Source organism: Pseudomonas sp. RIT411 (assembly GCF_003057735.2).
In the GTDB taxonomy this organism is placed as follows: Bacteria; Pseudomonadota; Gammaproteobacteria; order Pseudomonadales; family Pseudomonadaceae; genus Chryseomonas; species Chryseomonas oryzihabitans.
The window spans coordinates 482,495-507,262 of sequence record NZ_QBIZ02000002.1 but is presented as its reverse complement, the minus strand read 5'-3'; the positions used below and the strand labels follow the sequence as shown (position 1 = coordinate 507,262).

Genomic DNA, 24,768 nt, shown 5'->3' with positions numbered 1-24,768 from the left:
CGATAGCGCTGACAGGGAGTTTGGATAGGATCGCGGCCATGGGCCGCTCCTACGGTTAGGGTTACCTGTAGGAGCGGCCGCATCGGCGGACCGCCATGGCCACGAATTACTGGATCTCCCGCCGGAACGGCGGTAGCGCATTGAGGATGGCCTTGCCGTAGCGCTGGGTCACCAGGCGGCGATCCAGCAGCGAGATGGTGCCGCTGTCCTGCTCGGTGCGCAGCAGCCGGCCGCAGGCCTGGATCAGGCGCAGCGAGGCGTCGGGCACGGCGATTTCCATAAAGGGATTGCCACCGCGCGCCTCGATCCACTCGGCGAGGGCGGCTTCCACCGGATCGTCGGGCACGGCGAAGGGAATCTTGGCGATGACCACGTGCTCGCAATAGGCGCCGGGCAGGTCGACCCCCTCGGCAAAGCTGGCCAGGCCGAACAGTACGCTGGCCTCGCCGTCGTCGACGCGCTTCCTGTGCTTGTTCAGGGTCTCCTGCTTGGACAGGTTGCCCTGGATCAGCACCCGCTTGCGCCAGTCGCGCTCCAGGCCATCGAAGACGTCCTGCATCTGCCGCCGCGAAGAAAACAGCACCAGGGCGCCACGCGCGCCGTCGAGCATGGCCGGCAATTCGCGAACGATGGCCGCGGTGTGCTCGGCGGCGTTGCGCGGATCGGCCTTGAGATCCGGCACCCGCAGCACCCCGGCCTCGGCATGGCGGAACGGACTGGGCACCACCGCGGTGGCTGCCGACCGCGGCAGCCCGGATCTCATGCGAAAGCGGTCGAAGGTGCCCAGGGCGGTCAGGGTCGCCGAGGTCACCAGGGCGCCATAGGCGACGTTCCACAGGTGGCGGCGCAGCATCTCCGCGGCGAGGATGGGGCTGGCGTTGACCTCGATGTCGTACAGCGAACCCGTTTCGGCGAGGGTCATCCAGCGCGCCATGGGCGGGCTGTCTTCCGGATCCTCGCAGGTAAAGGCCGTCCACAACTCCCAATTGCCCTGGGAACGCGCCAGCAGACTGCCGAACAGCGGATACCACTCCTCGGCCTGGTAGCTGGCCAGGCCGATGCTGGATTCGCCGTCCATGGCCTGCTTGAGCATCTCGGTCAGGCGGGTGAAGAGGTCGGTGAGCTTGGCGAAGCCTTTCTTGAGCTCGATACCCATTTCCCGCAGGTCTTCGGGGATCACCCCGCCGACGAATCTGTGCCGCGGCCGCTCGCGGCCTTCCATGTCCTCACCCGCGCGGAAATCCGCCAGCGCCTCGCAGGCGGTGAACATGAATTGCTGCTGGGTGCGGATCTCCCGCGCCAGTTCCGGCACCTGCTCCACCAGCCGGCCGAGATCGCCCGGCAGAGGGTGCTGGGCAAGGAGCTTGGTGAGGTTCTTGGCGATCTGCTCCAGCCACTCGGCGGTGGATCTCAGCCGGGTGAAATGGGCGAAGTGGCCGATGGCCTTGTCCGGCAGGTGGTGGCCTTCGTCGAACACATAGAGGGTGTCGCGCGGATCGGGCAGGATGGCGCCGCCGCCCAGGGCCAGGTCGGCCAGCACCAGGTCATGGTTGGTGACGATGACATCGACCTTGGTCATGCCTTCGCGGGCCCGGTAGAAGGCGCACTGCTGGAAATTCGGGCAATGGCGATTGGTGCACTGGCTGTGGTCGGTGGTGATGCGCGACCACTGGACGTCCTCGATGGCTTCCGGCCAGCTGTCGCGATCGCCGTCCCAGCGATTGCCGGCCAGGCGCTCGATCATCTTGCCGAACAGTTCGTTGGACGCCTCGTCCACATCGATCTTGAAGCCATCCTCGGCGAACAGCTGGGCCGTGGCGTTCTGCGCCTGGCCCTCCTGAAGCAGCATGTCCAGCTTGGACAGGCACAGGTAGCGACCCCGCCCCTTGGCCAAGGCAAAGCTGAAGGACAGGCCGCTGTTGCGCAGGATGTCCGGCAGATCCTTGTGCACGATCTGCTCCTGCAGCGCCACCGTCGCCGTGGCGATCACCAGGCGCTTGCCGGCCGCCTTGGCCGCGGGAATGGCCGCCAGGGCATAGGCCACGGTCTTGCCGGTCCCGGTGCCCGCCTCCACCGCCACCACGGCGGGCTCGCCTTCGCGATGCCCCTCCTCGTCCTGGGCGATGGCACCCAGGCCCTTGGCGGTCTCCGCGATCATCAGCCGCTGGCCATAGCGTGGCTTGAGCGACTTGGCTTCGAGGAAACGCGTATAGGCGCCCTGGATCTGGGTCTTGAGTTCGGTGCTGAGCATGCCTGGTTCCGGGCGATGGCGAAGCAGCGCCACGTCCGGCGGACGAGCGCTGTATGCATCTACAGTAATGGATCTTGGGCGCTATGATAACGCGCCTGTCGTCAGGATGCGCCCGACGTTGAGGTCGCAGGCCGCTCAGGCCACCGGCAGCTGCGGCGGCAGCCGATGAAAGGCGCCAAAGATCAGCAGGCTCAGGCGGTCGAGCCAGGGATGGCGACGCAGGCGCAGGGCACGACGACTGGCGAAGACTTCACCCAGGTGCAGGAGCAGCAGGGCCAGGGCTACCAGGGCGAGCAATTGGGGGAAAGGACGAGCGAGAGGCAGAGCGATGGCGGCGGCTGCGGCGAGCCAGAACAGCAGGAGAAGAACTTTGCCGGTAAGGGACAGGGTTTTCATGGATTCCAGCAGGAGGACGAGATGGATCGGACCATAACGCCTGGAGCCGGAAAAAGTAAAGGCGGCGGACCGGGGTCCGCCGCCGATGCATCACTCGCGGTCGATCTGGATTTCGACGCGGCGGTTGGTGGCGCGGCCTTCAGCGGTCTCGTTGGTGGCGATCGGCTGACGCTCGCCCATGCCTTTCACGGAGACGATGCTGGCTGCCGGCACACCGGCCTGGATCAGGTAGTTGCTGACCGACTTGGCGCGACGCTCGGACAGACGCTGGTTGTAGGCGTCGGTACCCTTGCTGTCGGTGTGGCCGGTGATCGACAGACGGGTGCTGGCGGCTTCGCCACGCAGACGACCGGCGATACCGTCCAGCTGAGCCCGGTCTTGAGCATCGATGGCGGCGGAGTCGAAGGCGAAGTGCAGATCACGGGCGGTGATCACTTCCTGCTTCGGCAGCGGGGCCGGTGCGGGAGCCGGTGCGGGCGCCGGAGCCGGGGCCGGCGCGGGCTCCATGCGGGCGACCTGTTCGTTGCCCTTGCCATGCACCCAGCAATAGGCGCCGGCGGTGGTACCTATGCCCAGGGCCGCCATGCCGGCGACGTTACCGCTCTGGGTAGCGCCGGCCGCACCGCCGACCAGCGCGCCGACCGCAGCGCAGACCGGCCAATCGGATTTCTGTACGCCGCCCGCACAACCAGCCAGCACGGTGCTTGCCAGGATGAGGGGTAAAGCTGTCCTTGCGATGCTCTTGCTCATGAAGGGGTCTCCTATAGACCAGGTACCGCGAGTTGTGCTCGTCTTTCGTTTTATGGCGCTGTCAGACTAATGGTGGCGTACACATCTTGACAACGCTGGTTGCTTAGTCAATCGCGATTTGATTAGGGTTCCCTTAATGGCAAACATATTCTCGTCCCGTACCCCGCAACAGGCTCTGGCAAGCCTGCTCGAGCATCATCAGCCCAGGCGCCTGCTCTGTGTGGCGCGCGAACCGCTGCCGGCGCTCGCGGCCTATGCCGAGGCCCATCCGCACTGCCAGCTGGTGCAAGCGACGGTGCCTCTGGATGATCCCAGCCTACTGGCCGAACGCTACGATCTGGTGATCGTCGCCGACTGCCTGGAACATCTGCCGCTGCGCCAGGGGCGCGAGTTGCTCGGCGGCTTGCGCAACTTCAACACCTCGCGCCTGGCGGTGCTGGTGGACCTGGCCGCCAGCGAATGGCAGCTGACGGATTTCTACGCCCTGGCCCTGCAGGCCAGCGAGCGCTTCGCCCGCGATGGCCAGGTGGTCACCCTGTTCAGCTATGATCTGCACGACTACAAACAGGTCCCGGACTGGCTCAATGCCAAGTTCTGGGCCAACCCGCAGAATTTCGGCAAGTACTGGTGGTGAGATGCAACCCATGGCCCCCTGCCCCTGTGGCTCGGAACGTCCGCTCGGCGACTGTTGCGGCGTCTTTCATGCCGGCACCCCGGCGCCCGATGCCGAACGCCTGATGCGCTCGCGCTACAGCGCCTATGTGCTGGGGCTGATCGACTATCTAGTGGCCACCACGGTGCCTGCGCAGCAGGAGCAGCTGGACAGGGAAGCCCTGACGGCCTGGAGTCTGGGCAGTCGCTGGCAGGGGTTGCAGGTGCTGGAGCATCGCCCCGAGCCGGGCGATCCTGACCATGCGCGGGTCAGCTTCGTGGCGCGCTGGGAGGATGGCCGCGGCGCCCATCGCCATGAAGAGCGCTCGGGCTTCGTCCAGCGCGAGGGGCGCTGGTACTTTCTCGATCCGACCGTACGCCCGCTGCCGGGTCGCAACGACGCCTGCCTGTGCGGCAGCGGCGCCAAGTTCAAGAAGTGCTGCGCCGGCTTCCTGTAACGCCGGCCGTGCTCACTCCCTGACCAGCGTCAGGTGATCGGTATCCGGGACCGCCACGGGTAGCGGCTCGGAGGCCGGGCCCAGGTCGCTGCCCACCGGCGCCAGACTCAGGTGCGACAGATCGACCCGCGGCGGCGCCACCGGTGCGGCCTCGTCCTGGAGATCGGCGCCCACCGGTGCCAGGCCGAAATCCGGTGCCTGGACATCGACGAAGGCCGCCATCACGGCATCGCGCGGTGCAACCGACAGGGATCCGCGCTCCGCGGACGGTGGCGTGGCGGTCGCCGTGGTGGCCGGGGTCGGTTCCCGCGGCTCGACGGGTGCGGCAGCCGGCTCGACCGTCTCGGCCATGGGCGCCACCTCGACCCGTGCCCCGGCCTGGGCCAGGGTGGCGCGATAGCGCTCGGCGGTGGCGGCGTCGAGGCGATTCTTGATGATCATGCGACGACCGGAAAAGAGCACGGCGATGCGCTGTTCATCCGCCTGAAACAGACGCATCAGATTCTGTCGGGTCTGCTGCGCATCGGCGCCAGCGACCAGCTCGCCCTGGAAGGCGATTTCATAGAGCACGGCGGACATGACGACCTCCTCGGTCACGGCAAGAGCTGCAGGATGCAACGTCGCGCCGGAGGGGTCCAGTCCGCATGGTCGCCTGGCCCAGGCGTTTTTTTGTTAGCCTGTGCCGAAGCGGCCCCGACTTGTGCAGCAATCGGTGCTTGTTAAACTGCGCAGAAAACGGGAGTGCCGCATGCTTCGCCAGGCCTTGTTCATCACCCTGCTCGGCGTCTTGCTGAGCAGCCTTGGCGGTTGTACCTACATCGGGCGCAACTATGAGGAGCCCCAGGTCGAACTGACCGGCGTGGAGCTGATCCGCGCCCGGCTGTGGAGCCAGGACTTCGTGCTGCACTTCCGCGTCCAGAATCCCAACGACAGCGCCCTGCCCGTGCGCAGCCTGGCCTATACCGTCTACCTGAACGATCTGCTGCTGTCCCAGGGGACCGCCAACCTGCATTCGTCGGTGCCGGCCAATGGTCAGCGCAGCTTCTCGGTGCCGGTGCAGACCAATCTGTGGCGCTACGTGAAGGACGTCGGTCGCATGCTGGAAGACCCCAACCAGCCGATCAACTATCGGCTGCGCGGTCGGGTGAAGACCGGCTGGCTGTTCGGGCGCAGTGTCCATTTTTCTCGCCAGGGGCAGTTCGTGCCTGGCGCCTACATCCCGGAGTTATGAGATGAACCAACACGTCCACGGTCCCGATTGCAATCACGACCATGACCACGATCACGGCCATGCCCACCATGTGCACGGCCCGCACTGCAACCATGGCCCGGCCCAGGAGCCGGTGCGCAATCCGCTGAAGGAAGTGGGTCGCAACGATCCCTGCCCGTGCGGCAGCGAGAAGAAATTCAAGAAGTGCCACGGCGCCTGATCGCGCTTTGAGCGACGGGTGAGGCCCTGCCCTCACCCGCTCCGCGACCCTGGCGCGTTACCAGGGCTGTCCGCCGCGCTGCGACTCCAGCCGCCGGATGAATTCCTCCAGCACCAGGGCGTAGAGATCGTCCTTGAGCACCAGGTCCTCGACCCCGCAATCGATGTTGGGGTTGTCGTTGACCTCGATCACCGCCAACTTGTCGCCCGCCTGTTTCAGATCCACGCCATAGAGACCATCGCCGATCAGGTTGGCGGTGCGTACCGCCAGCTCGACCACCGCATGGGGCGCGTCCTGCACCGCCAGGGTGCGGAAATCGCCACTGACCTCGGTGGCGCTGGCGCTGTGGTCATAGATCTGCCAGTGCCCCTTGGACATGAAGTACTGGCAGGCAAAGATCGGCTCCTGGTTGAGCACGCCGATGCGCCAGTCGTATTCCGTATAGAAGAATTCCTGGGCCAGCAGCAGTACCGAACGCTCGAACAACTCGGCGCTGGCCTTGCGCAGCTGCGCGGCGTCCTCGACCTTGATGACGCCACGGGAAAAGGAGCCATCGGGAATCTTCAGCACCAGCGGAAAGCCCAGGCGCTCGCCGAGGCCTTCGAGCTGGCCGGGATTGTCCTTGTAGAGGATCTCGGTCGCCGGCATGTCCAGCTTGTGGGCACGCAGCAGGTCGGCGAGATAGACCTTGTTGGTGCATCTCAGGATGGAGCGTGGATCGTCCATCACGACCAGGCCTTCGCTTTCGGCCTTCTTGGCGAAGCGATAGGTGTGGTGGTCGATGGCGGTGGTCTCGCGGATGAACAGGGCATCGAATTCGCCCAGCCGCGCGTAATCCTTCTTTTCGATCAGCTCCACGTCCAGCCCCAGGTGCTTGCCGACGCGCACAAAGTTCTTCAGTGCCTTGGCATCGGAGGGCGGAAAGGCTTCCTTGGGGTCGTGCAGGATGGCCAGGTCGAAGCGGTACTTCTCACGGCGCCCCGGCTTGAGCCAGACGCGGCGACTGAAGCCGTCGAGGGCGTTGGCGAAGAGGTCTTCCTGCTGCTCGTGCAGCTTGTGGATGCTGCCCAGCTTGAGGCCGCCGATGTGCCAGCCGGCGCGGTCGCGGCGGAATTCCACCAGCAGCAGCGGGCAGGGAAAGGCCTCGAACACCTGGCGCGCCAGGTCCTGCAGGGGGGCGATGTCGGTGTTGCCGAAGTAGAGCGTGAGGGTGAAGCCATCGGCGCTGCCATAGGGATGACCGGCCAGCGCCTTGGTCAGCAGCTTGTCCAGGTCCTCCAGCGCCAGGCCGTAGAGGGACTTGCGCGCCAGTTCGCTGATGGTGCGCACCGAAGGGATGACCTTGTGCCCGCGGGCTTCGGCGAGCAGCGAGCAGTAGTAGCCGTGGCCGAGGTACTTCTGGCTGCGGCACAGGTTGATCACCTGCACGCGTTTGCCATTGTCCTGTTCGTTGGATTGCTCCAGGTATTCCTGGGCGGTGATGACGTCTTCGCTGGGATAGTAGGACGACCAGTCTTCCTTGCGTTCCACGACGATATACAGCTTGCTCACTGGACCTCCTGGTTGCGGGGCGTGGTCCCGGCGGAAACCCGGATGCCGCCGGACCACTCCAACTGTTGTAACGCGGGTGCTATTAACCGTTGCTTAACCATGCCAGGCTGCCCGCTCTGCTCCAGGAGAATCCTTCGCGATGAGTTTCATGCTCAGGCCCGCCGGGCTGGACGATCTGGCGGCGCTGGTCGATCTGGAAGCCCGCTGCTTCAGCTATGACCGCCTTTCCCGGCGCAATTTCCACTACATGCTCACCCGTGCGAACGCGGTCCTGATCCTGGCGGAAAATGACCGCCAGGTGGCCGGCTACGCCCTGGTGCTGTTCCACCAGAACACCTCGCTGGCGCGGCTCTATTCCATCGCCGTCGATCCCGAGGCCCGCGGCCATCGCCTGGGCCAGCGCCTGCTGGAGGCTGCCGAAGCCGAGGCGGTGGAGCGCGATTGCGCCTACCTGCGCCTGGAGGTCCGGCCGGACAACGCCGCCGCCATCGCCCTTTACGAGCGCAACGGCTATCTGCCCTTCGCCACGGTGGAGGACTACTACGAAGACCATAGCCAGGCGCTGCGCTTCGAGAAGCGTATCCGCCAGCCACGCGAAGGCCAGGCCCGCCCGGTGCCCTTCTATCGCCAGACCACCGATTTCACCTGCGGTCCGGCCAGCCTGCTGATGGCCATGGGCGCCCTGCAGCCCGGTCGTCCGCTGGAACGGCGCGAGGAACTGCGGCTGTGGCGCGAGGCCACCACCATCTACATGACCGCGGGCCATGGCGGCTGCGGCCCCCACGGCCTGGCCCTGGCCGCGCTGCGCAGGGGCTTCAAGGTCACGTTGCAGGTCAATACCCGGGGGCCCCTGTTTCTCGACGGCGTACGCAGCGAGGAAAAGAAGGAGGTGATGCGCCTGGTGCACGAGGACTTCAGCGCCGAGGTCAAGCAATCGCCCATCGAGCGCCTCTACCGGACGCGCCTGGACATTGCCCACTGGGTCAACCAGGGCGCCTTTCCGCTGGTGCTGATCAGCTCCTTCCGCCTGACCAAGGCCAAGGGGCCGCACTGGGTGCTGGTCACCGACTGCGACGAGGACTTCGTCTACCTGCACGATCCCGATGTCGATCACAGCCAGCATCGCCGCGAACTGGATTGCCAGCACATCCCCGTGTCCCACGCCGAGTTCGACAAGATGAGTCGCTTCGGCCGCGGCAAGCTGCGCGCGGCGGTGATCCTGCGCACCGGCTGAACCCGGGGTTGTACTGGGCGTCGAACAGGGCCAGGATCAAGGCCAACAAGAACGACGGGGCGGTCCATGAGTCAGTCCTTGCGCAAGCGCAATCCCTCCTACGAATTGATGGAGGACCTGAGCGGTCACTCGGTGATCTACCGGGAGCATGGTTTTCCCTGCCCGCTGGTGCGCTGGCATTTCCACAAGGAATACGAGCTGCACCTGATCGTGGCCAGTTCGGGGACCGCCTTCATCGGCGACTACATCGGCAACTTCTATCCGGGCAGCCTGTTCCTTACCGGGCCGCATCTGCCGCACAACTGGATCAGCCGCGTCGCCGAGGGCGAGGTGGTGGCCAAGCGCGACATGCTCGTCAACTTCACCAACGAGACGGTGGACAACGCCACGGCGGTGTTTCCCGAACTCAGCGGCCTGGCGCCGCTGCTGGAACGCGCCCGCTACGGCATCGAATTCCAGGATCCGCAGCTGATCGCTCGCGCCGAGGCCTTGCTGCAACAGATCTCCGAGAGCGGCGGCGCCACCCGTCTCGGTCATTTCCTGGTACTGATGGAGGCACTGGCCACCTCGGAGCGCTACCAGCTGCTGTCCGGCAGCGTCGAGCCGGCCACGGCCAGCGAACAGGCGGTGGATCGCACCAACCGGGCGCTGAATTTCATCTTCGATCACTACCAGCGTGATTTCACCCAGGAAGAAGTGGCCGAGCATCTGGGCATGACGCCGACCTATTTCTCGCGCTTCTTCCGCCAGGCCACCGGTCGCACCTTCGTCGAATTCGTCAACAGCCTGCGCATCAGCAAGGCCTGCGAGATGCTCTCCCACAGCAGCATGCCGGTCACCGACATCTGCTTCGAAGCCGGCTTCAACAACATCTCCAACTTCAATCGACGCTTCCACCAGCTCAAGGGCATGACCCCACGCCAGTACCGCACCCTGACGGTACAGCGGCTGACCGAGCAGAACGCCTGAACGGCCTGTCGCGTCTCGGTCCTGCGGCGTCGAGCGGGTCTGTGATCAGCAGCCGCCCTTGAGCCCTGCTGTCGTGTGAATGCGACACAGGGTTTATCGCCAGCTTGCGAGCCATTGAACAGACCGGACGCAAAGTTCGGTTATGATCGAACTACCAACCCTTGCCGACTGAGGCCAGTGCCACCATGACCGAATCCTATACCCCCCCACGCGTCTGGACCCCCACCACCTCCGGCGGCAACTTCGCCAGCATCAACCGCCCCATCGCCGGCCCGACCCACGACAAGGAACTGCCGGTCGGCGAGCATCCCTTCCAGCTGTATTCCCTGGGCACGCCCAACGGCATGAAGGTGACCATCCTGCTGGAAGAGCTGCTGGCGGCCGGTCACGCCGACGCCGAATACGACGCCTGGCTGATCCGCATCAGCGAAGGCGAGCAATTTTCCAGCGGCTTCGTCGAGATCAACCCCAACTCCAAGATCCCGGCCCTGGTGGATCGCCGCGGCGCCGAGCCGCTGCGCGTCTTCGAGTCCGGTGCCATCCTGCTCTATCTCGCCGACAGCTTTGGCGCCTTCATCCCGAAGGATCACGCTGGTCGCACCGAGACGCTGAACTGGCTGTTCTGGCAGATGGGCTCGGCGCCCTTCCTGGGTGGCGGCTTCGGGCATTTCTATGCCTATGCGCCGGAAAAGCTCGAATACCCCATCAACCGCTATGCCATGGAAGCCAAGCGCCAACTCGATGTGCTCGATCGCCTGCTGGCCGAGCGCAGCTATGTGGCCGGCGAGGAGTACGGCATCGCCGACATCGCCATCTGGAGCTGGTACGGCAACCTGGTGCTGGGGCAGTTGTACAACGCCGCGGAATTCCTCTCCGTGCAGGACTACAGCCACGTGCAGCGCTGGGCCCAGGCCATCGCCGCCCGGCCGGCGGTGCAGCGCGGTCGGCGTGTCAATCGCACCTGGGGTGAGCCGGGCGAGCAACTGGCCGAGCGGCATTCGGCCAGCGATTTCACCTGATCCGGCAGAGCGGACGGCGGCGGCATGTCTCCGCCGCCGCTAGCGACTCCAGTCCGCGGTCGCGGAGCCGAGTCGTGTCGCGGGGCGTTGCCACTGCAACTCGACCTCGCCGATCCTCAGCGGCGCCCGCAAGCGCAGCGCCGGACCCCAGGCGGTCGGCTCTTGCGTCTCGCTATAGTCGCCCTCCTCCGGCCCTCCATACGCCGGACCACCACTCGCGCCCGGTCGCTCGGTCAGTAGTACGGCGGTACGGGCAAGGGACAGTCGCGCCGTCATAGCTTGCCGCTCCCGCTGACGCAGCGCCAGCCCGCGAAGGGCGGCGGCCGCCATGAGGTAGCCGGTAGCGTGGTCGAGCGCCTGCACCGGCAAGGGCACCGGCTGCTCACCGCCCTGCCAGTCGCGCCCGGCCGCGGCGATACCGCAGGACATCTGCACCAGGCTGTCGTAGCCCCGACGGAGCGCCCAGGGACCGCTCCAGCCATAGGCGCAGAGCGAAATATCGATCAGCCCGGAATTCAGCGCGCGACGTGCAGCGACGCCGTAGCCCAGTCGCTCCAGCGCATCGGCGCGATAGCCGTGGACCAGGATGTCTGCCGAGGTCAGCAGCGCCTCGAATCGCTGGCGATCGGCGGGGCGCCTGAGGTCCAGTCGCGCGCAGCGCTTGCCCAGGGTCACCTCGGGTGCCTGGGCCGGTTCGTCCCAGTCGGGCGGATCGATCCGCAGCACCTCGGCGCCCAGCCCGGCCAGCAGGCGGGTGGCGATCGGCCCGGCGAGGATGCGGGTCAGGTCGAGGACGCGGATGCCCTGCAACGGACGCTGTGGATCGGGCCGCCAATTGCTGGCGATATCCGCGACTGTCCATTCCTGGGCGATCAGCGGTTCGGCGCCAACGGCCTGCCCCTGGGGATGCGCCTGCCACTTCGCCTGGGTGCGCAGCTTCGCCGCGCAGCCGCCCGCCGCGACGATGGCCGTCTCCAGGTCTTCGCCCGACCCGCCCGCCATGGCCTGAGCCACGGCGTCATGGCTATTGGCGCAGCCCAGCACGGCCAGGGCGCGCTCCCGGTGATGGGGCGCATTGGCGTGCAACCGTAGCCAGCCGTCGCGGGTACGGTAGTCGCCGGTGATCGGGTCCCAGACGGCGGGCAATTCCCAGCCCAGGGGACGCAGGGATGTCTTGAACCAGGCCCCGGCCAGGTGCCGGTCCACCTGCACCGGCAATCCGGGGGCTCCTTCGGCCAGCAGGTCGGCGGCGGCCAGGCCGGCGACCCCGATCGCCGCCGTGGCGAGGTCGCTGACCGGAAAGCAGGAGGCCAGGCTATCGTTGCCCCGGACCTGCAGGTTTGCCGCCTGGGCGGCAGACAGATCCAGGGCGGTGACGAGTTCGCCGAGCAGGGATTGAAAGACGGCAGGCATACGGGACGGGTGGGTCAAGGCGCGGTCCTCCGCGGCAGCAGGCAGTGCTCTCACAGTAGCCCTGCTTGCGCGAGCAGGACACCGGCGTTCGTCCGTCTACCGTCCAGCCCGACACGGGGACAAATCGCCCTCTGCCTGGGTCTCCCCTTCATCAGCCCACCTACGCTATCGGGAGACCCCATGACCGAACGACAGCTACTCATCGCCGGCGCCAGCGGCATCATCGGCCAGGCCGTGCTGGAAGCCTTCACCAACGCCGGCTGGTCCATCACCACCGTCGGCCGCTCGCGACAGGCACCTAGTCGCTTTCCGCACCTGACCGCCGACCTGCTGGACCCGGCCAGCCTGGCCGCGGCCAAGGCCGATCTCGCCGGCGTGACCCATCTCTTCTACAGCGCCCTCAAGCCCAACCCCGACCCGGGGGTCGAGGCGGACGAAAACGCCGCCATGCTGGAGAACCTGGTCGCCGCGGTGCGTAGCGCTGGCGCGCCTCTGGCCCGCATCACCTTCGTCCAGGGCGGCAAGATCTATGGCGCCCACCTGGGGGTGTACAAGACTCCAGCCCGTGAGGATGACAGCCGCCACTTCCCACCCAACCTCTATTTCCGCCATGAAGACTTCGTGCGCAGCCTGGAGGCCGACGGCATCCGGTGGACCGCCCTGCGCCCCGACATCGTTATCGGCCACTCGCTGGGCTCGGCCATGAACCTCGGCAACCTGATCGGTCTCTATGGCGCGCTGTGCAAGGCGACCGGTACCGCCATGCAATTCCCCGGAACCGAGCAGGCCTATCGCGGCGCCTTGGTCAACGTCACCGCCGCGCCGCTGCTGGGCGAAGCCGCGGTCTGGGCCGCCGAAGAGGAGCGCGATGGCGCCTTCAACCTCACCAACGGCGATGTCTTTCGCTGGAGTCACGTCTGGCCGCAGCTGGCCGACTGGTTCGGGCAGGACGTCGGTGAGCCGCAACCCATCTCCCTGGCCCAGCGCCTGACCGCGCTGAAGCCGGTCTGGCAGGCGCTGGCGCAAGGGGAAGGACTGGCCGAGGCCGATCCCGAGCGGATCGCGCCCGGGGCCTTCGGCGACTTCATCTTCCATGTCGAGAAGGACGCCATCTTCGATGTGACCAAGGCGCGGCAGGCCGGCTTCGGGCAGATGGTCCTGAGATCGGACGAAGTCCTGCTCGCGCACCTGGAGGACATGCGTCGGCGGCGACTGATTCCCTGAGGCATCCCGCTTCGTCCCGGGTGCGGGAAAACGCCCGGGACGACGTGCGGTCTCAACCCCAACGTCTCGCCATTGGAGTTCTACCTTGTACGCCGACACCCTCACCTGGGGCCATGGCCCCCGCACCTTCGAAGTCTTTCTCGAGCCCACCTGCCCCTTTTCGGTCAAGGCCTTTAACAAGCTCGACGACCTGCTGGCCCAGGCCGGTCCGGACCGCATCACCCTGAAGATCCGCCTGCAATCCCAGCCCTGGCACCTGTTCTCCGGTGTGGTGGTGCGCTGCGTGCTGGCCGCCGCCACCCTCGATGGCGGCAAGGAGAGCGCCAAGGCGGTGCTGGCAGCAGTCGCTGCCCATCGCGAGGAATTCGAGTTCAAGGATCACGCCACCGGACCCAATCGCGACGCCACGCCCAACGACATCATTGCGCGCCTGGAAGGCTACAGCGGCCTGGCCCTGGCCGATGCCTTCGCCAATCCGGACCTGCAGCACGCCATCAAGTGGCACTGCAAGTACGCCCGGCAGAACGGCATCCACGTCTCGCCGACCTTCATGATCGATGGCCTGGTGCAGCCCGACATCAGCAGCGGGGATTCGGTCGCGGACTGGCTCGCGCGGCTGGAGTGAGCGCCGGGGCTCAGGATCGCGAGGAGGCATAGTCCGGTCCCTCGCGCTATGCTCGGCGGCGTCCCCTCGACCCGAGAAAGCCTCGTCATGGCCTGCCCTGCTGGAGCTCCATCCTGGAAGCCCTGAGCGTCTACCTGGGCCTGGCCGCCCTCGCCTTTGGCGCGGCCACCCTGTTGCCCCTGCAATCGGAAGCGGCCCTCGCCGGGCTGCTGCTCACCGAGCGCTATGCCACGCCCCTCCTGCTGCTGGCCGCGACGCTGGGCAATGTCGCCGGCTCGACACTGAACTGGTGGCTGGGCACCCATCTCGAACGCTTTCGCCAACGCCGCTGGTTTCCGCTGTCGCCGGAGCGCCTGGCGCGCATCCAGGCGGCCTACCAGCGTTGGGGCTGGTGGTCGCTGCTGCTCAGTTGGACCCCTGTGATCGGCGATCCCCTGACCCTGGTGGCCGGGGTGATGCGCGAACCCCTGTGGCGCTTTCTAGTGGTGGTGAGCCTGGCCAAGGCCACGCGCTACGTCGTGGTCTGGGGTCTTACCCTGGGCTGGCAGTGATCGAGCCCAGCAGGCAAAGGTCCGGCGGTCCCTGCCATCCAGACCTCTCGATGCGCTACCGAAACATCGAGCGCGCACTCAACCGGCCTGACGGGTCCGCTGGCCCAGCCAGCCCGCCTCGACGGCGGGCAGGTCGGCGCGTGGGATGAGTTGCGCAGGAATGCAGCTGCAGCGCGACAGATTGAAGACCTGGCGGCCCGCGGCGGTCATGACGTCCTGCATGACCTTGAGCCCCGGCAGGATACGGTTGTGCAGATGCTCGTCCAGCCCACAGGGCGATCTCGCGTCCGCGCCGCCTTCGTAGAAGCGTGGGGCCCGGGCATTGAGGTCGACACCGGCCAGATAGATCCTGGTAAAGCCCAGGTGATAGGCCAGTTGCAGGGCGATGAAGGCAACGGTCCGGACATCGAAGATGCCGTAGTCCATGTCCCGGCTGAAGCCGATGTCGCGCGCTCGGCGACTGAGCAGGGTGAGCGTGCGTTCGGCCTGGTCGCGCTCCAGCCCGAGGTAGTGTTCCAGCCGGGTACTGGGGGCTCGTTTCAACGCATGAGCCTTGGCCTGCCGGCTTTCCGCCAGGCTTTCGATCGCCGTCGGCCACAATGCCAGCCGCTGCGCCTGCTCGAGCCCGCATTCATAGAGCTCAGGTTGCTGCTCGGCAAAGCTCAGGTCGCTGCAGACGTAAAAGAGCGGACGGATGCCGCTCCCGCTCAGCTTGGCGATGGCACCGTTCATGGTGATGATCGGCACATCCTGCCAGGCGTCCAGGTTGAGTTCGGCAGCCGAAGGTCCGGAGGCCAGCAGCAGTACCGGGCCCCGTTGACTGTTGCGCAGGGGCGCGAAGTCCTGGCTCACAGCGGCGAACCACCCGGACGCGCGGCATCGAGGACCTTGGACAGGCGGTTTGAAAGCTGCTCGAGTGGCATACCACCAGCTCCCTGTACGGCAATAGCGAAGGTTATTAGTCATACATATTCAACGGTGCCGATAAAAAAGTAACCGGCCAGACTCATGAATGACGCTACCAACGCTACGTTTTGCCGCTTAGGACTCACTTAAGGTGCCTGTACCGAATGTGGTGCCCATAGCAATTAGATGACTTGTTTGTGAGCCAGTAGGAGCCAAGGCGGCCCAGGGCCTGGAACGATCCGAAGATCCGCCCTGCCCCCACCGGCATCGCGGACTACCTATTACCCCTTAGCGGAGATGCCGCTCCTATGCTCAGGAATACCGCGCGGAGAGGCGCCATTCGCGCAGGGCCTCGACCGCTCGCGAATGGCCCTCACCAAGCATGGCAGGGTCACAGGGCTGGAATTTGCCGCCAACCGCACTGTGCCTGCACGAGCGCGGTGGACAGGCGCGAGGACAGACGCCTCGCCGGCAAACTAGGAACCGCGGTAGGTGCTGAAGCCATAGGGGCTGAGCAACAGCGGGATATGGTAGTGCTGCTCCGGCTGGGTGACGTCGAACACCACCGGGATCTCGGGGAAGAAGGCGCTGCGGCCCTGCTGGCGATAGTAGTCGCCGGTCTTGAAGACCACGCGGTATTCCCCCTTCTCGAAGGTCTTTTCCTTCGGGAACAGCGCCGGCACTCGGCCCTGCTCGTTGGTGACCTCTTCCGCCAGCGGCTGCCAGCCCTGCCCCACCTGACGTTCCAGGGTCACATGTACGCCGGCCGACGGCTTGCCGTCTTCCAGGTTGAGCACATGGACACTCAGGGGATTGGGTGCGGCGACCGCGAAGCCGGACAGGGCCAGGCCGGACAACAGAACGAACGTCTTCATGAAAATCTCCTTCAAGGATGAGAGGTGAGGTTGAGGTATTCAGCGGCCGCCAGCGCACAGCGCTCATCCGCCCCGCCACCGCCGGCACCGGCGATGCCCAGGGCGCCGACCAGCTGGTCGCCTTCGTAGAGGGGGATGCCACCGCCCAGCAGCAGCAATTCGGGCAGGGTGACGAGATTGGCCGCGTCCGGGTTCTGCCGGGCACGCTCGGCCAGCGCCTGCGAGGGGGTACGGGTGGACAGCGCGGTGAACGCCTTGCGCCGCGCCGCCTCGGCGTTGTGCGGCCCGACGCGGGTATCGCGTTGCAGGAGGATCAGTTGACCGCTGCGGTCGAGCACCGCCAGCGCGGCGCTGCAGGGCGCGGCCTGTGCCAGTCGCTGCGCGGCAGCAAGGTCGAGATCGGGATGCTGCGGCAGCGCCGCCTGCGCCTGACCGAGCAAGGCAGCGCCCAGCAGCGTGACGGTTAGGGAAGAAAGAAAGCGCGACATGATTGGAGGTCCAGGAGATGACCTCGCCAAATTATCCTGATCGTTCGGTCAGGAACGGGTACTGCGGGATGACAATTTTGTCAGAGGGATCAGCGGGATAGCTTGCCGGACCCAACAGGCACCACTCCTTACCCATAGCTTGAACATTCGTCCCTTCAGACGCGTGAAGGCGCCGCGCCGCCGTTACGTTTATCCGTCTATATTGCCGAGCAACCCGATTCGACCGTTGCCTCGCAAATGGCCTATTGCTTTCCGAAAGCGCACCCGCTCATCGAACGCGCAAAATCGTCAGACCACTATTGATCGATTAGATCAAAACATGCTTTATTGTGATCAGAACAATCACAAGGTAGGCATGACCATGAAATTCCGCGGCATCGTTCCCGCCCTCGTTACCCCTTTTGACGCCCAGCAACGTGTCGATGAAAACGCTTTGCGCGGTTTGATCGAAAACCTGATCGGCGCTGGCGTCCATGGCCTGTTCGTACTGGGCACCAATGGCGAATTCTTCGCGCTCTCCGAAGCCGAGAAGCTGCGTATCGCCGAGCTCACGGTAGACGCCGCGCGTGGCCGGTACCGGTGCCTTCGCCACGCATGAAGTGATCGAACTGAACAAAAAGATGGCGGATCGCGGCGTTGATGCCCTGTCGGTGATCACGCCCTACTTCAATGCCGTCAGCCAGAAAGAGCTGATCACGCATTACGAAGCCATTGGCGACGCCTCCCCGCTGCCGCTCATGCTCTACAACATTCCGGCCAAGACCGGCATGTCGATCGGCATCGGCGCTGTCGCCACTCTGAGCCAGCACCCGCAGATCAAGGGCATCAAGGACAGCGCCGGCAACTTCGACGCCCTGGTGCAGATGATGAAGTACCGCAGCGACGACTTCGCCGTCTTCGCCGGTACCGACTCCCTCATCTACTGGAACCTGCTGGCCGGCGGTGATGGCGCCGTGGCCGCCACCGCCAATGCCGTGCCCCAGGTGGTCATGACCATCTGGAACGCCTTCCAGGCCGACGACCACGCCACCGCCCGCGCCGCCCAGGAAAAGCTGCGGCCGCTGCGCGATGCCTTCGCCCTGGGCACCATGCCGTCGGTGCTTAAAAAGGCCGCCGACCTGCTCAATGTCCCGGTCGGTCCCTGCCGCGCCCCGGTGGCAGCGCTGGACGAAGCCACCGTACACAAGCTGGAAGGCCTGCTGGCCATCTACCGCGACTGATCCGGAGCGCCCATGTCCCTCTATCATTTCCAGACCGTCAAACACCTGGTTCACGGCGCTGGCGCCCTGGATCAGCTCGGCGACAAGCTCGCCCTTCTCGACGTCCCGCTGCGCCGCGTGGTGCTGGTCACCCAGCACGCCATGCACGGCCTGGGCGTGACCGAGCGCGTCAAGGCGCAACTCGCTGCCCGCGACATCGAGGTGGCCGTGATCGACAACGTCGAGATCGAGCCGACCCTGGAGAACATCGAGCGGGTCTTCCGCGAGGAAGTCGAGCCGCGCCAGCCCGATGCGTTGCTCGCCATCGGCGGCGGCTCGGTACTGGACGCCGCCAAGTTGTTCGCGGTCATGCTCACCAACGAGCAGTCGCTAAGGTCCATGCTGGGTATCGACCAGGTGGCCCGCGCCGGGCTGCCCACCGTGCTGGTGCCGACCACTGCCGGCACCGGCTCGGAAGTGACCCCCAATGCCATCGTCACCCTGCCCGACGAAGAGCTGAAGGTGGGCGTGGTCAGCCGCCACCTGCTGCCCGCCCTGGTCCTGCTCGATCCGCTGCTGACCCTGAGCCTGCCCAAGGCCATCACCGCGGCTACCGGGATGGACGCCTTCACCCATTCCCTGGAGTCCTTCATCTCCAACAAGGCCAACCCGGTCAGCGATACCTTCGCCTTGGAGTCCATGCGCCTGATCGCCGGCAGCATCGTCGAGGCCTATCAGCAGCCGGATTCGGTACCGGCCCGCAGCGATATGCTGCTCGGCTCCACCTATGGCGGCGTGGCCCTGACCGCCGCCGGCACGGCCGCCGTGCATGCCCTGGCCTATCCCCTGGGCGGCAAGTTCCATGTCACCCACGGCGTGGCCAACGCCATGCTGCTGCCCCATGTCATGGCCTTCAACCTGGACAGTTGCGCGCCACGCCTGAAGCGCGCCGCCCTGGTCTGCGGCCTGGCCCGCGAGGAGGACAGCGACGAAGCCGCCGCGCACAAACTGATCGAGCAGATCGCCGCCTGGACCGCCACCCTGGAGATCCCACAGGACCTGGCCGCCTTTGGTGTCCGCGAGGAACACCTGCCAGAGATGGCCGTGGCGGCATCCAAGGTCACCCGGCTAATGGTCAACAATCCCAAGCCGCTGAGCCTGGACGACATCCAGGCGCTGTACCGGCGCCTGCTGCCATGACCCGCCTGCTGATCCTGGCCGACGACCTCAGCGGCGCCGCCGACTGCGCCTTGGGTTTCGCCACGACCCAGGCGACCCGGGTACTGCTCGACGCCGAAGCCCTGGATACCCGGGCGCCGGTGACGGCGCTGGATCTGGACAGCCGCCGGCTGGACGCGCGTGCTGCTGCCGGGCGTCACGCAGGATTGCTCGGGCATCCGGCCCTGGCAGGCGCCGCGCTCTACAAGAAGATCGACTCCACCCTGCGCGGCAATGTCGCCGCCGAGGTGGCCGCCCTGGCCCCGCGCGGTCTGGCCCTGGTGGCCCCGGCCTATCCGGCACTGGGCCGCACCACTCGCGGCGGCGTCCAGTACCTGGACGGCGTGCCGGTCGACCAGACCGATGTCTGGCTCAACGAGGAATTGACCGGCAGCGCCGACCTGGTCGCGCAACTCGGCGCCCAGGGCATCAGCTGTGCCCGGCTGGACCTCACGACCCTGCGCCAACCGGTAGCCCTGGCCGCCGCCCTGCGCCGTGCCCTGGACAGTGGTCTGCCGGCGCTGGTCTGTGATGCCGAACGCCAGTCCGATCTGGCAGCCCTGGCGCGAGCTTCCGCACCCCTGGTGCAGCAGCTGTTCTGGGTCGGCTCGGCGGGTCTGGCCGAAGCCTTGCCCGGCGCCCTGGGACTGACCGGTACCAGCGCACCCCGCCCGCGCGGCGACGGGCCGGTGCTGACGGTGGTCGGCAGCATGTCGCGCCACTCCCAAGCCCAGGCCGAATACCTAGTCAACGGTAGTCAGCAACACTGGCAACGCCTGGCACCCGCCTGGCTGCTGGAACCCCAGTGGGCGGCCGAACGCACGACCCTGGCCGCGACCCTGGCCCAGCGCCTGGCCAGCGGCGAAGACATTCTGGTCAGCCTCGACCAGCAAGCCCGCAATCCCAGCCAGGCCATGGCTCTCAGCCAGGCCCTGGCCGAGCTGTTGCAACCGGCCCTGCACGAAGCTGCCGCCCTCATGGCCACCGGCGGCGAGACCGCCCGCGCCCTGCTCGCCAGGGCCGGCATCACCAGCCTGGACCTGCACGGCGCCCTCGCCCCGGGCGTGGCCCTGGCCAGCACCCTCTGGCGCGACCGCTCGCTGAGCGTCGTCACCAAGGCCGGTGGCTTCGGCCAACCGGACACCCTCCTCGACGCCTGGCGCCAGCTCCGCGCCAGCCTACCCGCACAGGCCGCCCCGGCCTCCCTGCACAAGGAAGCCCACCATGTCTGAACGCCCCGTCATCGGCATCACTATGGGCGACGCCAGCGGCGTCGGTCCCGAGATCATCATGAAGTCCCTGGCCCACGCCTCGGTCTACGACAGCTGCCGCCCGCTGGTCATCGGCGACGCCGGTCGCCTGGAGGATGCCAATCGCATCGTCGGCGGTCGCCTGCAGATCAACGCCATCGAGCGGCCCGATCAGGCGCGCTTCCAACCCGGCGTGGTGGATTGCATCGACCTCGGGCTGATTCCCGCCGACCTGCCCTACGGCAAGCTGTCCGCGCTGGCCGGCGACGCCGCCTATCGCTACATCGAACGCACCGTGCAGCTCACCTCTGCGGGCGAACTCGACGCCATCTGCACCGCCCCGCTGAACAAGGAAGCCCTGCACGCGGGCGGCCATATCTTCCCGGGCCACACCGAGCTGCTGGCGCACCTCACCGGCACCGAGGAGGTGTCGATGATGCTGATGACGCCGATCCTCAAGGTCATCCACGTCACCACCCATATCGGCATCATCGATGCCATCGCGCGCATCGAGCCGGGCCTGGTCAAGCGCACCATCGAACGCGCCCACGCCACCCTGCAGCGGGCCGGCATCCAGGATCCGCTGATCGCCGTCTGCGGCATCAACCCGCATGCCGGCGAGAACGGCCTGTTCGGCTACGGCGAGGAAGAAACCAAGATCCAGCCGGCCATCGACGAGCTGCGCGCCCGTGGCTGGCGCGTGGAAGGCCCGTTGCCTGCGGACACACTCTTCTTCCGCGCCGGGCGCGGCGATTTCGACTGCGTGGTGGCCATGTATCACGACCAGGGCCACGGCCCGGTCAAGGTCATGGGCCTGGAAGCGGGCGTCAATGTCACCGTCGGCCTGCCGGTGATCCGCACCTCTGTGGACCACGGCACCGCCTTCGACATCGCCGGCAAGGGCATCGCTGACGAGCGCAGCCTCATCGAGGCGCTGCGCCAGGCCACCGAACTTGCCAGCCGGCATCGCGCCAGCCAGGCCGCCATCGCCTGAGGAACGACCGCTTTTCCCGTAACGCCAGTGCTATCCAACAACAACAACAGGAATCACTCGCATGCAAACCTTCGACGTGCAAAGCACCGCCATCATCATCGGGATGGTGGTGGCCTACATCCTCTTCACCACCTGGCTCAGCATCCGCCTGCGCAGCCGTACCAGCGGCGAGTTCATGGTGGCCGCGCGCAGCATGCCGGCCTTCGTGGTGGGTATCCTGATGATGTCGGAATTCATCGGCGCCAAGTCCACGGTGGGCACCGCCCAGGCGGCCTTCGAGAGTGGTTTCGCCGCCTCTTAGTCGGTGATCGCCGCGGCCATCGGCTTTCCGCTGTTCGGCCTGCTGATGGCACGCAAGCTCTATGCCTCCGGCGAATTCACCATCTCCGGTTTCATCGCGCAGAAGTACGGCCTGTCCACCAAGCTGATGGTGTCGATCATCATGATCTACGCCCTCTTGCTGGTGAACGTGGGCAACTACGTCAGCGGCGCCGCGGCCATCGCCACGGTGCTCAAGATCAACCTGCCCACCGCGGCCTTCATCACGGCCATCGTCAGTACCCTGTACTACGTCTTCGGCGGGCTGAAGAGCGTGGCCTACGTCAGCATCCTGCACACCTCGGTCAAGTATGTGGGCGTGCTGATCGTCCTGGGCGTGGCCCTGCACATGACCGGCGGTTTCACCCCGGTCATGCAGAACATGCCGGAGCACTACTTCACCTGGGACGGCGCCATTGGCGGCAGCAAGATCTTCGCCTGGATCATCGGTACCGTCGGAGCGATCTTCTCCACCCAGTTCATCATCCAGGCGATCTCCTCGACCAAGGATGCGCGCGCCGCGCAACGCTCCACCTTCCATGCCTCGCTGCTGTGCATCCCCATCTCCCTGGCGCTGGGCTTCATCGGGGTCGCGTCCAAATACCTGCATCCGGAGATGAGCAGCCTCTATGCCCTGCCCGTCTTCCTGCAGTCGATGCACCCGGTGCTGGCCGGTGTGGTGACCATTTCCCTGGTCGCCTCCATCTTCGTCAGCGTCAGTACCGTGGCCCTCGCCATCGCCTCGCTGGTGGTCCGCGACTTCTACGTGCCGCTGCGCAAGCCCACGCCCGAGCGTGAATTCAAGGCCACCCGGGTGATCTCGCTGATCATCGGCTTCGTGCCGCTGTTCTTCGTGTTCTTCGTGCCCGAGATCCTCAACCTGTCGTTCTTCACCCGGGCGCTGCGCCTGTCCATCGCGGTGATCGCCATGATCGCCATCTACCTGCCGCTGTTCGCCACCAACCGCGGTGCGACCCTGGGCCTGCTGGCCTCGACCATCACCACCAGCGTCTGGTATCTGCTGGGCAATCCCTATGGCATCGACAACATGTACGTTGCCCTGGCGACGCCCGCCATCGTCGTGGTCATCGAACGTCTCTTCCCCCAGCCCGCCGCCAAAGCCGCTCCTGCCGAGGTCCCCCATGTCCATCACTGAAATCGCCATCGCCGGCCGCCAGGACAGCTTCCTGCCGACGCCCTATCCGCAGAACCACGCCGCCAACCTGCTGGCTCAGCCTGACGGCACCCTGCTGTGCACCTGGTTCGCCGGCACCCAGGAAGGCAAGGCCGACATCTCGGTCCTGCTGAGCCGTCGCGATCCGAAGACCGGCACCTGGAGCGAGCCCGTACAGCTGTCGGACGACCCCACTCGCTCCGAGCAGAATCCCATCCTGTTCCAGGCGCCGAACGGCCCGCTGTGGCTGCTGTGGACGGCCCAGATCGCCGGCAACCAGGACACCGCCATCGTCCGTCGTCGGCTGTCCACGGATGGCGGCTATAGCTGGGGCGCCATCGAGACCCTGATCGACACTCCCGGAACCTTCGTTCGCCAACCGCCGGTGGTGCTCGCCAATGGCGACTGGCTGCTGCCGATCTTCCACTGCATCGCCCGCCCCGGCGAGAAATGGGTGGGCAGCCATGACACCAGTGCCGTGCTGATTTCAGGCGATCAGGGCCGCAGCTGGACCGAACATGCGGTACCGGAAAGCACCGGCTGCGTGCACATGAATATCCAGCGGCTGGGTGACGGCAGCCTGCTGGCGCTGTTCCGCAGTCGCTGGGCCGACTACATCCACGCCAGCCGCTCCCAGGATGGCGGGCGCAGCTGGAGCGCCCCCAGCCCGACGGCCCTACCCAACAATAACTCCTCCATCCAGTTCATCCGCCTCGCCAGCGGCGAACTGGTGGCGGCCTACAACCCCACCAGTGCCGCCGATTACAGCGAACGCCGCGCCTCGCTCTATGACGAGATCGACGACGGCGACAGCCGCGTCGATCCGGTGGCGCGGGACGGTGAGCGGAGCGCCGTCTGGGGCGTGCCGCGCGGGCCCATGAGCCTGGCCGTGTCCACGGACGAGGGTCACAGCTGGCGGCGCCTGGACGTCGAGGCCGGCGATGGCTACTGCCTGACCAACAACTCCACCGAGAAGCTCAATCGCGAGTATTCCTATCCGAGCCTGGTGCAGGCGGCCGACGGGGATGTGCACCTGGCCTTCACCTACTTCCGCCAGCGCATCAAGCACGTCCGCCTGCCCCTGGCCGCGCTGCGTTAGAGGAGACGGCGATGACGACTCGACCTCACGCCTTGGTCACCGGCGTTAGCTCCGGCATCGGCGCGGCCATCACCCAGCGCCTGCTCGCCGAAGGCTGGCGGGTGACCGGCCTCAGCCGCCGCACGCCGGAACAGCCCCATCCGGCGCTGACCTGGATCGGCGTCGACCTGGCCGATGCCCAGGCGCTGGATGCCGTGCTGGCCGACATCGGCCCGCTGGACGCCCTTGTCCACGCCGCCGGCTTCATGCGCACCGCGCCACTGGGCACCCTTGATCCGGCCGACGGCGCGGCCATGTGGCACCTGCACGTCGCCGTGGCCAGTCGGCTGGTGGACCGCCTGATCGAGCGCCTCGCTACGGGTGGTCGCATCGTGCTGATCGGCAGCCGCACCATGCAGGGCGCGGCCGGACGCAGCCAGTACGCTGCCACCAAGGCGGCCCTGGTGGGCCTGGTGCGCTCCTGGGCGCTGGAATCGGCCTCGCGGGGCATCACCGTGAACCTGGTGGCACCCGGGGCGACCGAGACGCCCATGCTGCGTGACCCGGGCCGCGCCGGCACGCCACCGCGGCTGCCCCCGCTGGGTCGCTACGTGCAGCCTGAAGAGGTTGCGGGCCTGACCGCCTTCCTGCTCGGTCCGGATGCCGGCGCCCTCACCGGCCAGACGCTGACGGTCTGCGGTGGCGCGTCGCTGTGATGTGGGGGAAGCGTGACTGCGCTAGAGTAG

At 66.4% G+C, this 24,768-nt stretch carries 26 protein-coding genes and 1 pseudogene; 18 read left to right on the top strand and 9 right to left on the bottom strand.

Annotated features, from left to right (window positions below; all coding sequences use genetic code 11):
* Positions 1–106 precede the first annotated feature (106 nt).
* The 3 genes from dinG to DBY63_RS05065 all read right to left on the bottom strand — a co-directional run bounded on the left by dinG (position 107) and on the right by DBY63_RS05065 (position 3,397).
* Positions 107–2,251, bottom strand: a complete 2,145-nt coding sequence (gene dinG / locus DBY63_RS05075; RefSeq protein WP_027602729.1) for an ATP-dependent DNA helicase DinG — start codon at positions 2,249–2,251, stop codon at positions 107–109.
* A 135-nt stretch (positions 2,252–2,386) separates the two neighbouring features.
* Positions 2,387–2,647, bottom strand: a complete 261-nt coding sequence (locus tag DBY63_RS05070; protein ID WP_007159119.1) for a DUF1145 domain-containing protein — start codon at positions 2,645–2,647, stop codon at positions 2,387–2,389.
* A gap of 90 nt (positions 2,648–2,737) precedes the next feature.
* Positions 2,738–3,397, bottom strand: coding sequence for an OmpA family protein (locus DBY63_RS05065; RefSeq protein ID WP_007159120.1), 660 nt, complete (start codon positions 3,395–3,397; stop codon positions 2,738–2,740).
* 136 nt (positions 3,398–3,533) lie between these two features.
* On the opposite strand from DBY63_RS05065, the gene DBY63_RS05060 reads away from it, so the two are divergent.
* The gene (locus DBY63_RS05060) at positions 3,534–4,031 is read left to right on the top strand and encodes a DUF6231 family protein (protein ID WP_027602728.1); all 498 of its coding nucleotides are present in this window, start codon (positions 3,534–3,536) and stop codon (positions 4,029–4,031) included.
* Position 4,032: 1 nt separating this feature from the next.
* Positions 4,033–4,506, top strand: a complete 474-nt coding sequence (locus DBY63_RS05055; protein WP_108581411.1) for a YchJ family protein — start codon at positions 4,033–4,035, stop codon at positions 4,504–4,506.
* 12 nt (positions 4,507–4,518) lie between these two features.
* Here DBY63_RS05055 and DBY63_RS05050 read toward each other — a convergent pair whose 3' ends face one another.
* Positions 4,519–5,085 carry a hypothetical protein gene (locus tag DBY63_RS05050; RefSeq protein WP_108581410.1) on the bottom strand — a complete coding sequence of 189 codons (567 nt, stop codon included), beginning with the start codon at positions 5,083–5,085 and terminating at the stop codon, positions 4,519–4,521.
* Between the two features lie 169 nt (positions 5,086–5,254).
* On the opposite strand from DBY63_RS05050, the gene DBY63_RS05045 reads away from it, so the two are divergent.
* A complete protein-coding gene (locus DBY63_RS05045; protein ID WP_027596881.1) occupies positions 5,255–5,737 on the top strand; it encodes an LEA type 2 family protein in 483 nt (160 codons plus the stop codon).
* A 1-nt stretch (position 5,738) separates the two neighbouring features.
* Positions 5,739–5,936, top strand: coding sequence for an SEC-C metal-binding domain-containing protein (locus DBY63_RS05040; RefSeq protein WP_007159125.1), 198 nt, complete (start codon positions 5,739–5,741; stop codon positions 5,934–5,936).
* A 57-nt stretch (positions 5,937–5,993) separates the two neighbouring features.
* Here the strand turns inward: DBY63_RS05040 and DBY63_RS05035 are convergent, their stop codons facing one another.
* On the bottom strand, positions 5,994–7,487 hold the full coding sequence (locus tag DBY63_RS05035) for a RimK family protein (RefSeq protein ID WP_027596882.1): 1,494 nt from the start codon (positions 7,485–7,487) through the stop codon (positions 5,994–5,996).
* Between the two features lie 139 nt (positions 7,488–7,626).
* On the opposite strand from DBY63_RS05035, the gene DBY63_RS05030 reads away from it, so the two are divergent.
* The 3 genes from DBY63_RS05030 to yghU all read left to right on the top strand — a co-directional run bounded on the left by DBY63_RS05030 (position 7,627) and on the right by yghU (position 10,709).
* Positions 7,627–8,721, top strand: coding sequence for a GNAT family N-acetyltransferase/peptidase C39 family protein (locus DBY63_RS05030; RefSeq protein ID WP_042135720.1), 1,095 nt, complete (start codon positions 7,627–7,629; stop codon positions 8,719–8,721).
* Positions 8,722–8,787: 66 nt separating this feature from the next.
* Positions 8,788–9,690 carry an AraC family transcriptional regulator gene (locus DBY63_RS05025; RefSeq protein ID WP_027596884.1) on the top strand — a complete coding sequence of 301 codons (903 nt, stop codon included), beginning with the start codon at positions 8,788–8,790 and terminating at the stop codon, positions 9,688–9,690.
* 185 nt (positions 9,691–9,875) lie between these two features.
* The gene (gene yghU / locus DBY63_RS05020; RefSeq protein WP_108581409.1) at positions 9,876–10,709 is read left to right on the top strand and encodes a glutathione-dependent disulfide-bond oxidoreductase; all 834 of its coding nucleotides are present in this window, start codon (positions 9,876–9,878) and stop codon (positions 10,707–10,709) included.
* 39 nt (positions 10,710–10,748) lie between these two features.
* Here yghU and DBY63_RS05015 read toward each other — a convergent pair whose 3' ends face one another.
* A complete protein-coding gene (locus tag DBY63_RS05015) occupies positions 10,749–12,140 on the bottom strand; it encodes a CoA transferase (protein ID WP_256594352.1) in 1,392 nt (463 codons plus the stop codon).
* 162 nt (positions 12,141–12,302) lie between these two features.
* Between DBY63_RS05015 and DBY63_RS05010 the strand changes: the two genes are divergently transcribed.
* The 3 genes from DBY63_RS05010 to DBY63_RS05000 all read left to right on the top strand — a co-directional run bounded on the left by DBY63_RS05010 (position 12,303) and on the right by DBY63_RS05000 (position 14,522).
* Entirely contained in the window at positions 12,303–13,346 is a 1,044-nt protein-coding gene (locus tag DBY63_RS05010) for an NAD-dependent epimerase/dehydratase family protein (RefSeq protein WP_108581407.1), read from the top strand.
* Positions 13,347–13,431: 85 nt separating this feature from the next.
* Positions 13,432–13,971 carry a thioredoxin domain-containing protein gene (locus tag DBY63_RS05005; RefSeq protein WP_042135727.1) on the top strand — a complete coding sequence of 180 codons (540 nt, stop codon included), beginning with the start codon at positions 13,432–13,434 and terminating at the stop codon, positions 13,969–13,971.
* A gap of 113 nt (positions 13,972–14,084) precedes the next feature.
* Positions 14,085–14,522 carry a YqaA family protein gene (locus DBY63_RS05000; RefSeq protein ID WP_108581406.1) on the top strand — a complete coding sequence of 146 codons (438 nt, stop codon included), beginning with the start codon at positions 14,085–14,087 and terminating at the stop codon, positions 14,520–14,522.
* 78 nt (positions 14,523–14,600) lie between these two features.
* Here the strand turns inward: DBY63_RS05000 and DBY63_RS04995 are convergent, their stop codons facing one another.
* From DBY63_RS04995 to DBY63_RS04985, 3 genes are all read right to left on the bottom strand, one after another.
* A complete protein-coding gene (locus DBY63_RS04995; RefSeq protein ID WP_108581405.1) occupies positions 14,601–15,374 on the bottom strand; it encodes a 6-hydroxymethylpterin diphosphokinase MptE-like protein in 774 nt (257 codons plus the stop codon).
* Between the two features lie 530 nt (positions 15,375–15,904).
* The gene (gene uraH / locus DBY63_RS04990; RefSeq protein WP_027602718.1) at positions 15,905–16,303 is read right to left on the bottom strand and encodes a hydroxyisourate hydrolase; all 399 of its coding nucleotides are present in this window, start codon (positions 16,301–16,303) and stop codon (positions 15,905–15,907) included.
* An 11-nt stretch (positions 16,304–16,314) separates the two neighbouring features.
* Positions 16,315–16,791 (bottom strand): heme-binding protein, encoded by a 477-nt coding sequence (locus DBY63_RS04985; RefSeq protein ID WP_108581404.1) that lies wholly within the window; start codon positions 16,789–16,791, stop codon positions 16,315–16,317.
* Positions 16,792–17,110: 319 nt separating this feature from the next.
* Here DBY63_RS04985 and DBY63_RS04980 point away from each other — a divergent pair.
* The 8 genes and pseudogenes from DBY63_RS04980 (at position 17,111) to DBY63_RS04950 (ending at position 24,738) form a co-directional block, all read left to right on the top strand.
* Positions 17,111–18,011: pseudogene (locus tag DBY63_RS04980) on the top strand (dihydrodipicolinate synthase family protein).
* A 12-nt stretch (positions 18,012–18,023) separates the two neighbouring features.
* On the top strand, positions 18,024–19,190 hold the full coding sequence (locus tag DBY63_RS04975) for an iron-containing alcohol dehydrogenase (protein WP_108581403.1): 1,167 nt from the start codon (positions 18,024–18,026) through the stop codon (positions 19,188–19,190).
* Complete coding sequence (locus DBY63_RS04970; RefSeq protein WP_108581402.1) at positions 19,187–20,440, top strand: four-carbon acid sugar kinase family protein; 1,254 nt, start codon at positions 19,187–19,189, stop codon at positions 20,438–20,440. Before DBY63_RS04975 ends, DBY63_RS04970 begins: the two co-directional genes overlap by 4 nt.
* Positions 20,433–21,452, top strand: coding sequence for a 4-hydroxythreonine-4-phosphate dehydrogenase PdxA (pdxA, locus tag DBY63_RS04965; RefSeq protein ID WP_108581401.1), 1,020 nt, complete (start codon positions 20,433–20,435; stop codon positions 21,450–21,452). The genes DBY63_RS04970 and pdxA overlap by 8 nt, the downstream gene beginning before the upstream one ends.
* 61 nt (positions 21,453–21,513) lie before the next feature.
* Positions 21,514–21,753 (top strand): hypothetical protein, encoded by a 240-nt coding sequence (locus DBY63_RS25155; RefSeq protein ID WP_256594351.1) that lies wholly within the window; start codon positions 21,514–21,516, stop codon positions 21,751–21,753.
* Positions 21,754–21,756: 3 nt separating this feature from the next.
* Entirely contained in the window at positions 21,757–22,926 is a 1,170-nt protein-coding gene (locus DBY63_RS04960; RefSeq protein WP_256594350.1) for a sodium:solute symporter family protein, read from the top strand.
* Positions 22,913–24,043 (top strand): exo-alpha-sialidase, encoded by a 1,131-nt coding sequence (locus DBY63_RS04955; RefSeq protein ID WP_074584377.1) that lies wholly within the window; start codon positions 22,913–22,915, stop codon positions 24,041–24,043. The genes DBY63_RS04960 and DBY63_RS04955 overlap by 14 nt, the downstream gene beginning before the upstream one ends.
* Before the next feature lie 11 nt (positions 24,044–24,054).
* A complete protein-coding gene (locus DBY63_RS04950) occupies positions 24,055–24,738 on the top strand; it encodes an SDR family oxidoreductase (RefSeq protein ID WP_108581400.1) in 684 nt (227 codons plus the stop codon).
* Positions 24,739–24,768 lie beyond the last annotated feature (30 nt).

Coding starts and splice junctions, on each gene's coding strand:
- dinG (WP_027602729.1), bottom strand. CDS start 2,251: ATGCTCAGCACCGAACTCAAGACCCAGATCCAGGGCGCCTATACGCGT.
- DBY63_RS05070 (WP_007159119.1), bottom strand. CDS start 2,647: ATGAAAACCCTGTCCCTTACCGGCAAAGTTCTTCTCCTGCTGTTCTGG.
- DBY63_RS05065 (WP_007159120.1), bottom strand. CDS start 3,397: ATGAGCAAGAGCATCGCAAGGACAGCTTTACCCCTCATCCTGGCAAGC.
- DBY63_RS05060 (WP_027602728.1), top strand. CDS start 3,534: ATGGCAAACATATTCTCGTCCCGTACCCCGCAACAGGCTCTGGCAAGC.
- DBY63_RS05055 (WP_108581411.1), top strand. CDS start 4,033: ATGCAACCCATGGCCCCCTGCCCCTGTGGCTCGGAACGTCCGCTCGGC.
- DBY63_RS05050 (WP_108581410.1), bottom strand. CDS start 5,085: ATGTCCGCCGTGCTCTATGAAATCGCCTTCCAGGGCGAGCTGGTCGCT.
- DBY63_RS05045 (WP_027596881.1), top strand. CDS start 5,255: ATGCTTCGCCAGGCCTTGTTCATCACCCTGCTCGGCGTCTTGCTGAGC.
- DBY63_RS05040 (WP_007159125.1), top strand. CDS start 5,739: ATGAACCAACACGTCCACGGTCCCGATTGCAATCACGACCATGACCAC.
- DBY63_RS05030 (WP_042135720.1), top strand. CDS start 7,627: ATGAGTTTCATGCTCAGGCCCGCCGGGCTGGACGATCTGGCGGCGCTG.
- DBY63_RS05025 (WP_027596884.1), top strand. CDS start 8,788: ATGAGTCAGTCCTTGCGCAAGCGCAATCCCTCCTACGAATTGATGGAG.
- yghU (WP_108581409.1), top strand. CDS start 9,876: ATGACCGAATCCTATACCCCCCCACGCGTCTGGACCCCCACCACCTCC.
- DBY63_RS05010 (WP_108581407.1), top strand. CDS start 12,303: ATGACCGAACGACAGCTACTCATCGCCGGCGCCAGCGGCATCATCGGC.
- uraH (WP_027602718.1), bottom strand. CDS start 16,303: ATGAAGACGTTCGTTCTGTTGTCCGGCCTGGCCCTGTCCGGCTTCGCG.
- DBY63_RS04985 (WP_108581404.1), bottom strand. CDS start 16,791: ATGTCGCGCTTTCTTTCTTCCCTAACCGTCACGCTGCTGGGCGCTGCC.
- DBY63_RS04975 (WP_108581403.1), top strand. CDS start 18,024: ATGTCCCTCTATCATTTCCAGACCGTCAAACACCTGGTTCACGGCGCT.
- DBY63_RS04970 (WP_108581402.1), top strand. CDS start 19,187: ATGACCCGCCTGCTGATCCTGGCCGACGACCTCAGCGGCGCCGCCGAC.
- pdxA (WP_108581401.1), top strand. CDS start 20,433: ATGTCTGAACGCCCCGTCATCGGCATCACTATGGGCGACGCCAGCGGC.
- DBY63_RS25155 (WP_256594351.1), top strand. CDS start 21,514: ATGCAAACCTTCGACGTGCAAAGCACCGCCATCATCATCGGGATGGTG.
- DBY63_RS04955 (WP_074584377.1), top strand. CDS start 22,913: ATGTCCATCACTGAAATCGCCATCGCCGGCCGCCAGGACAGCTTCCTG.
- DBY63_RS04950 (WP_108581400.1), top strand. CDS start 24,055: ATGACGACTCGACCTCACGCCTTGGTCACCGGCGTTAGCTCCGGCATC.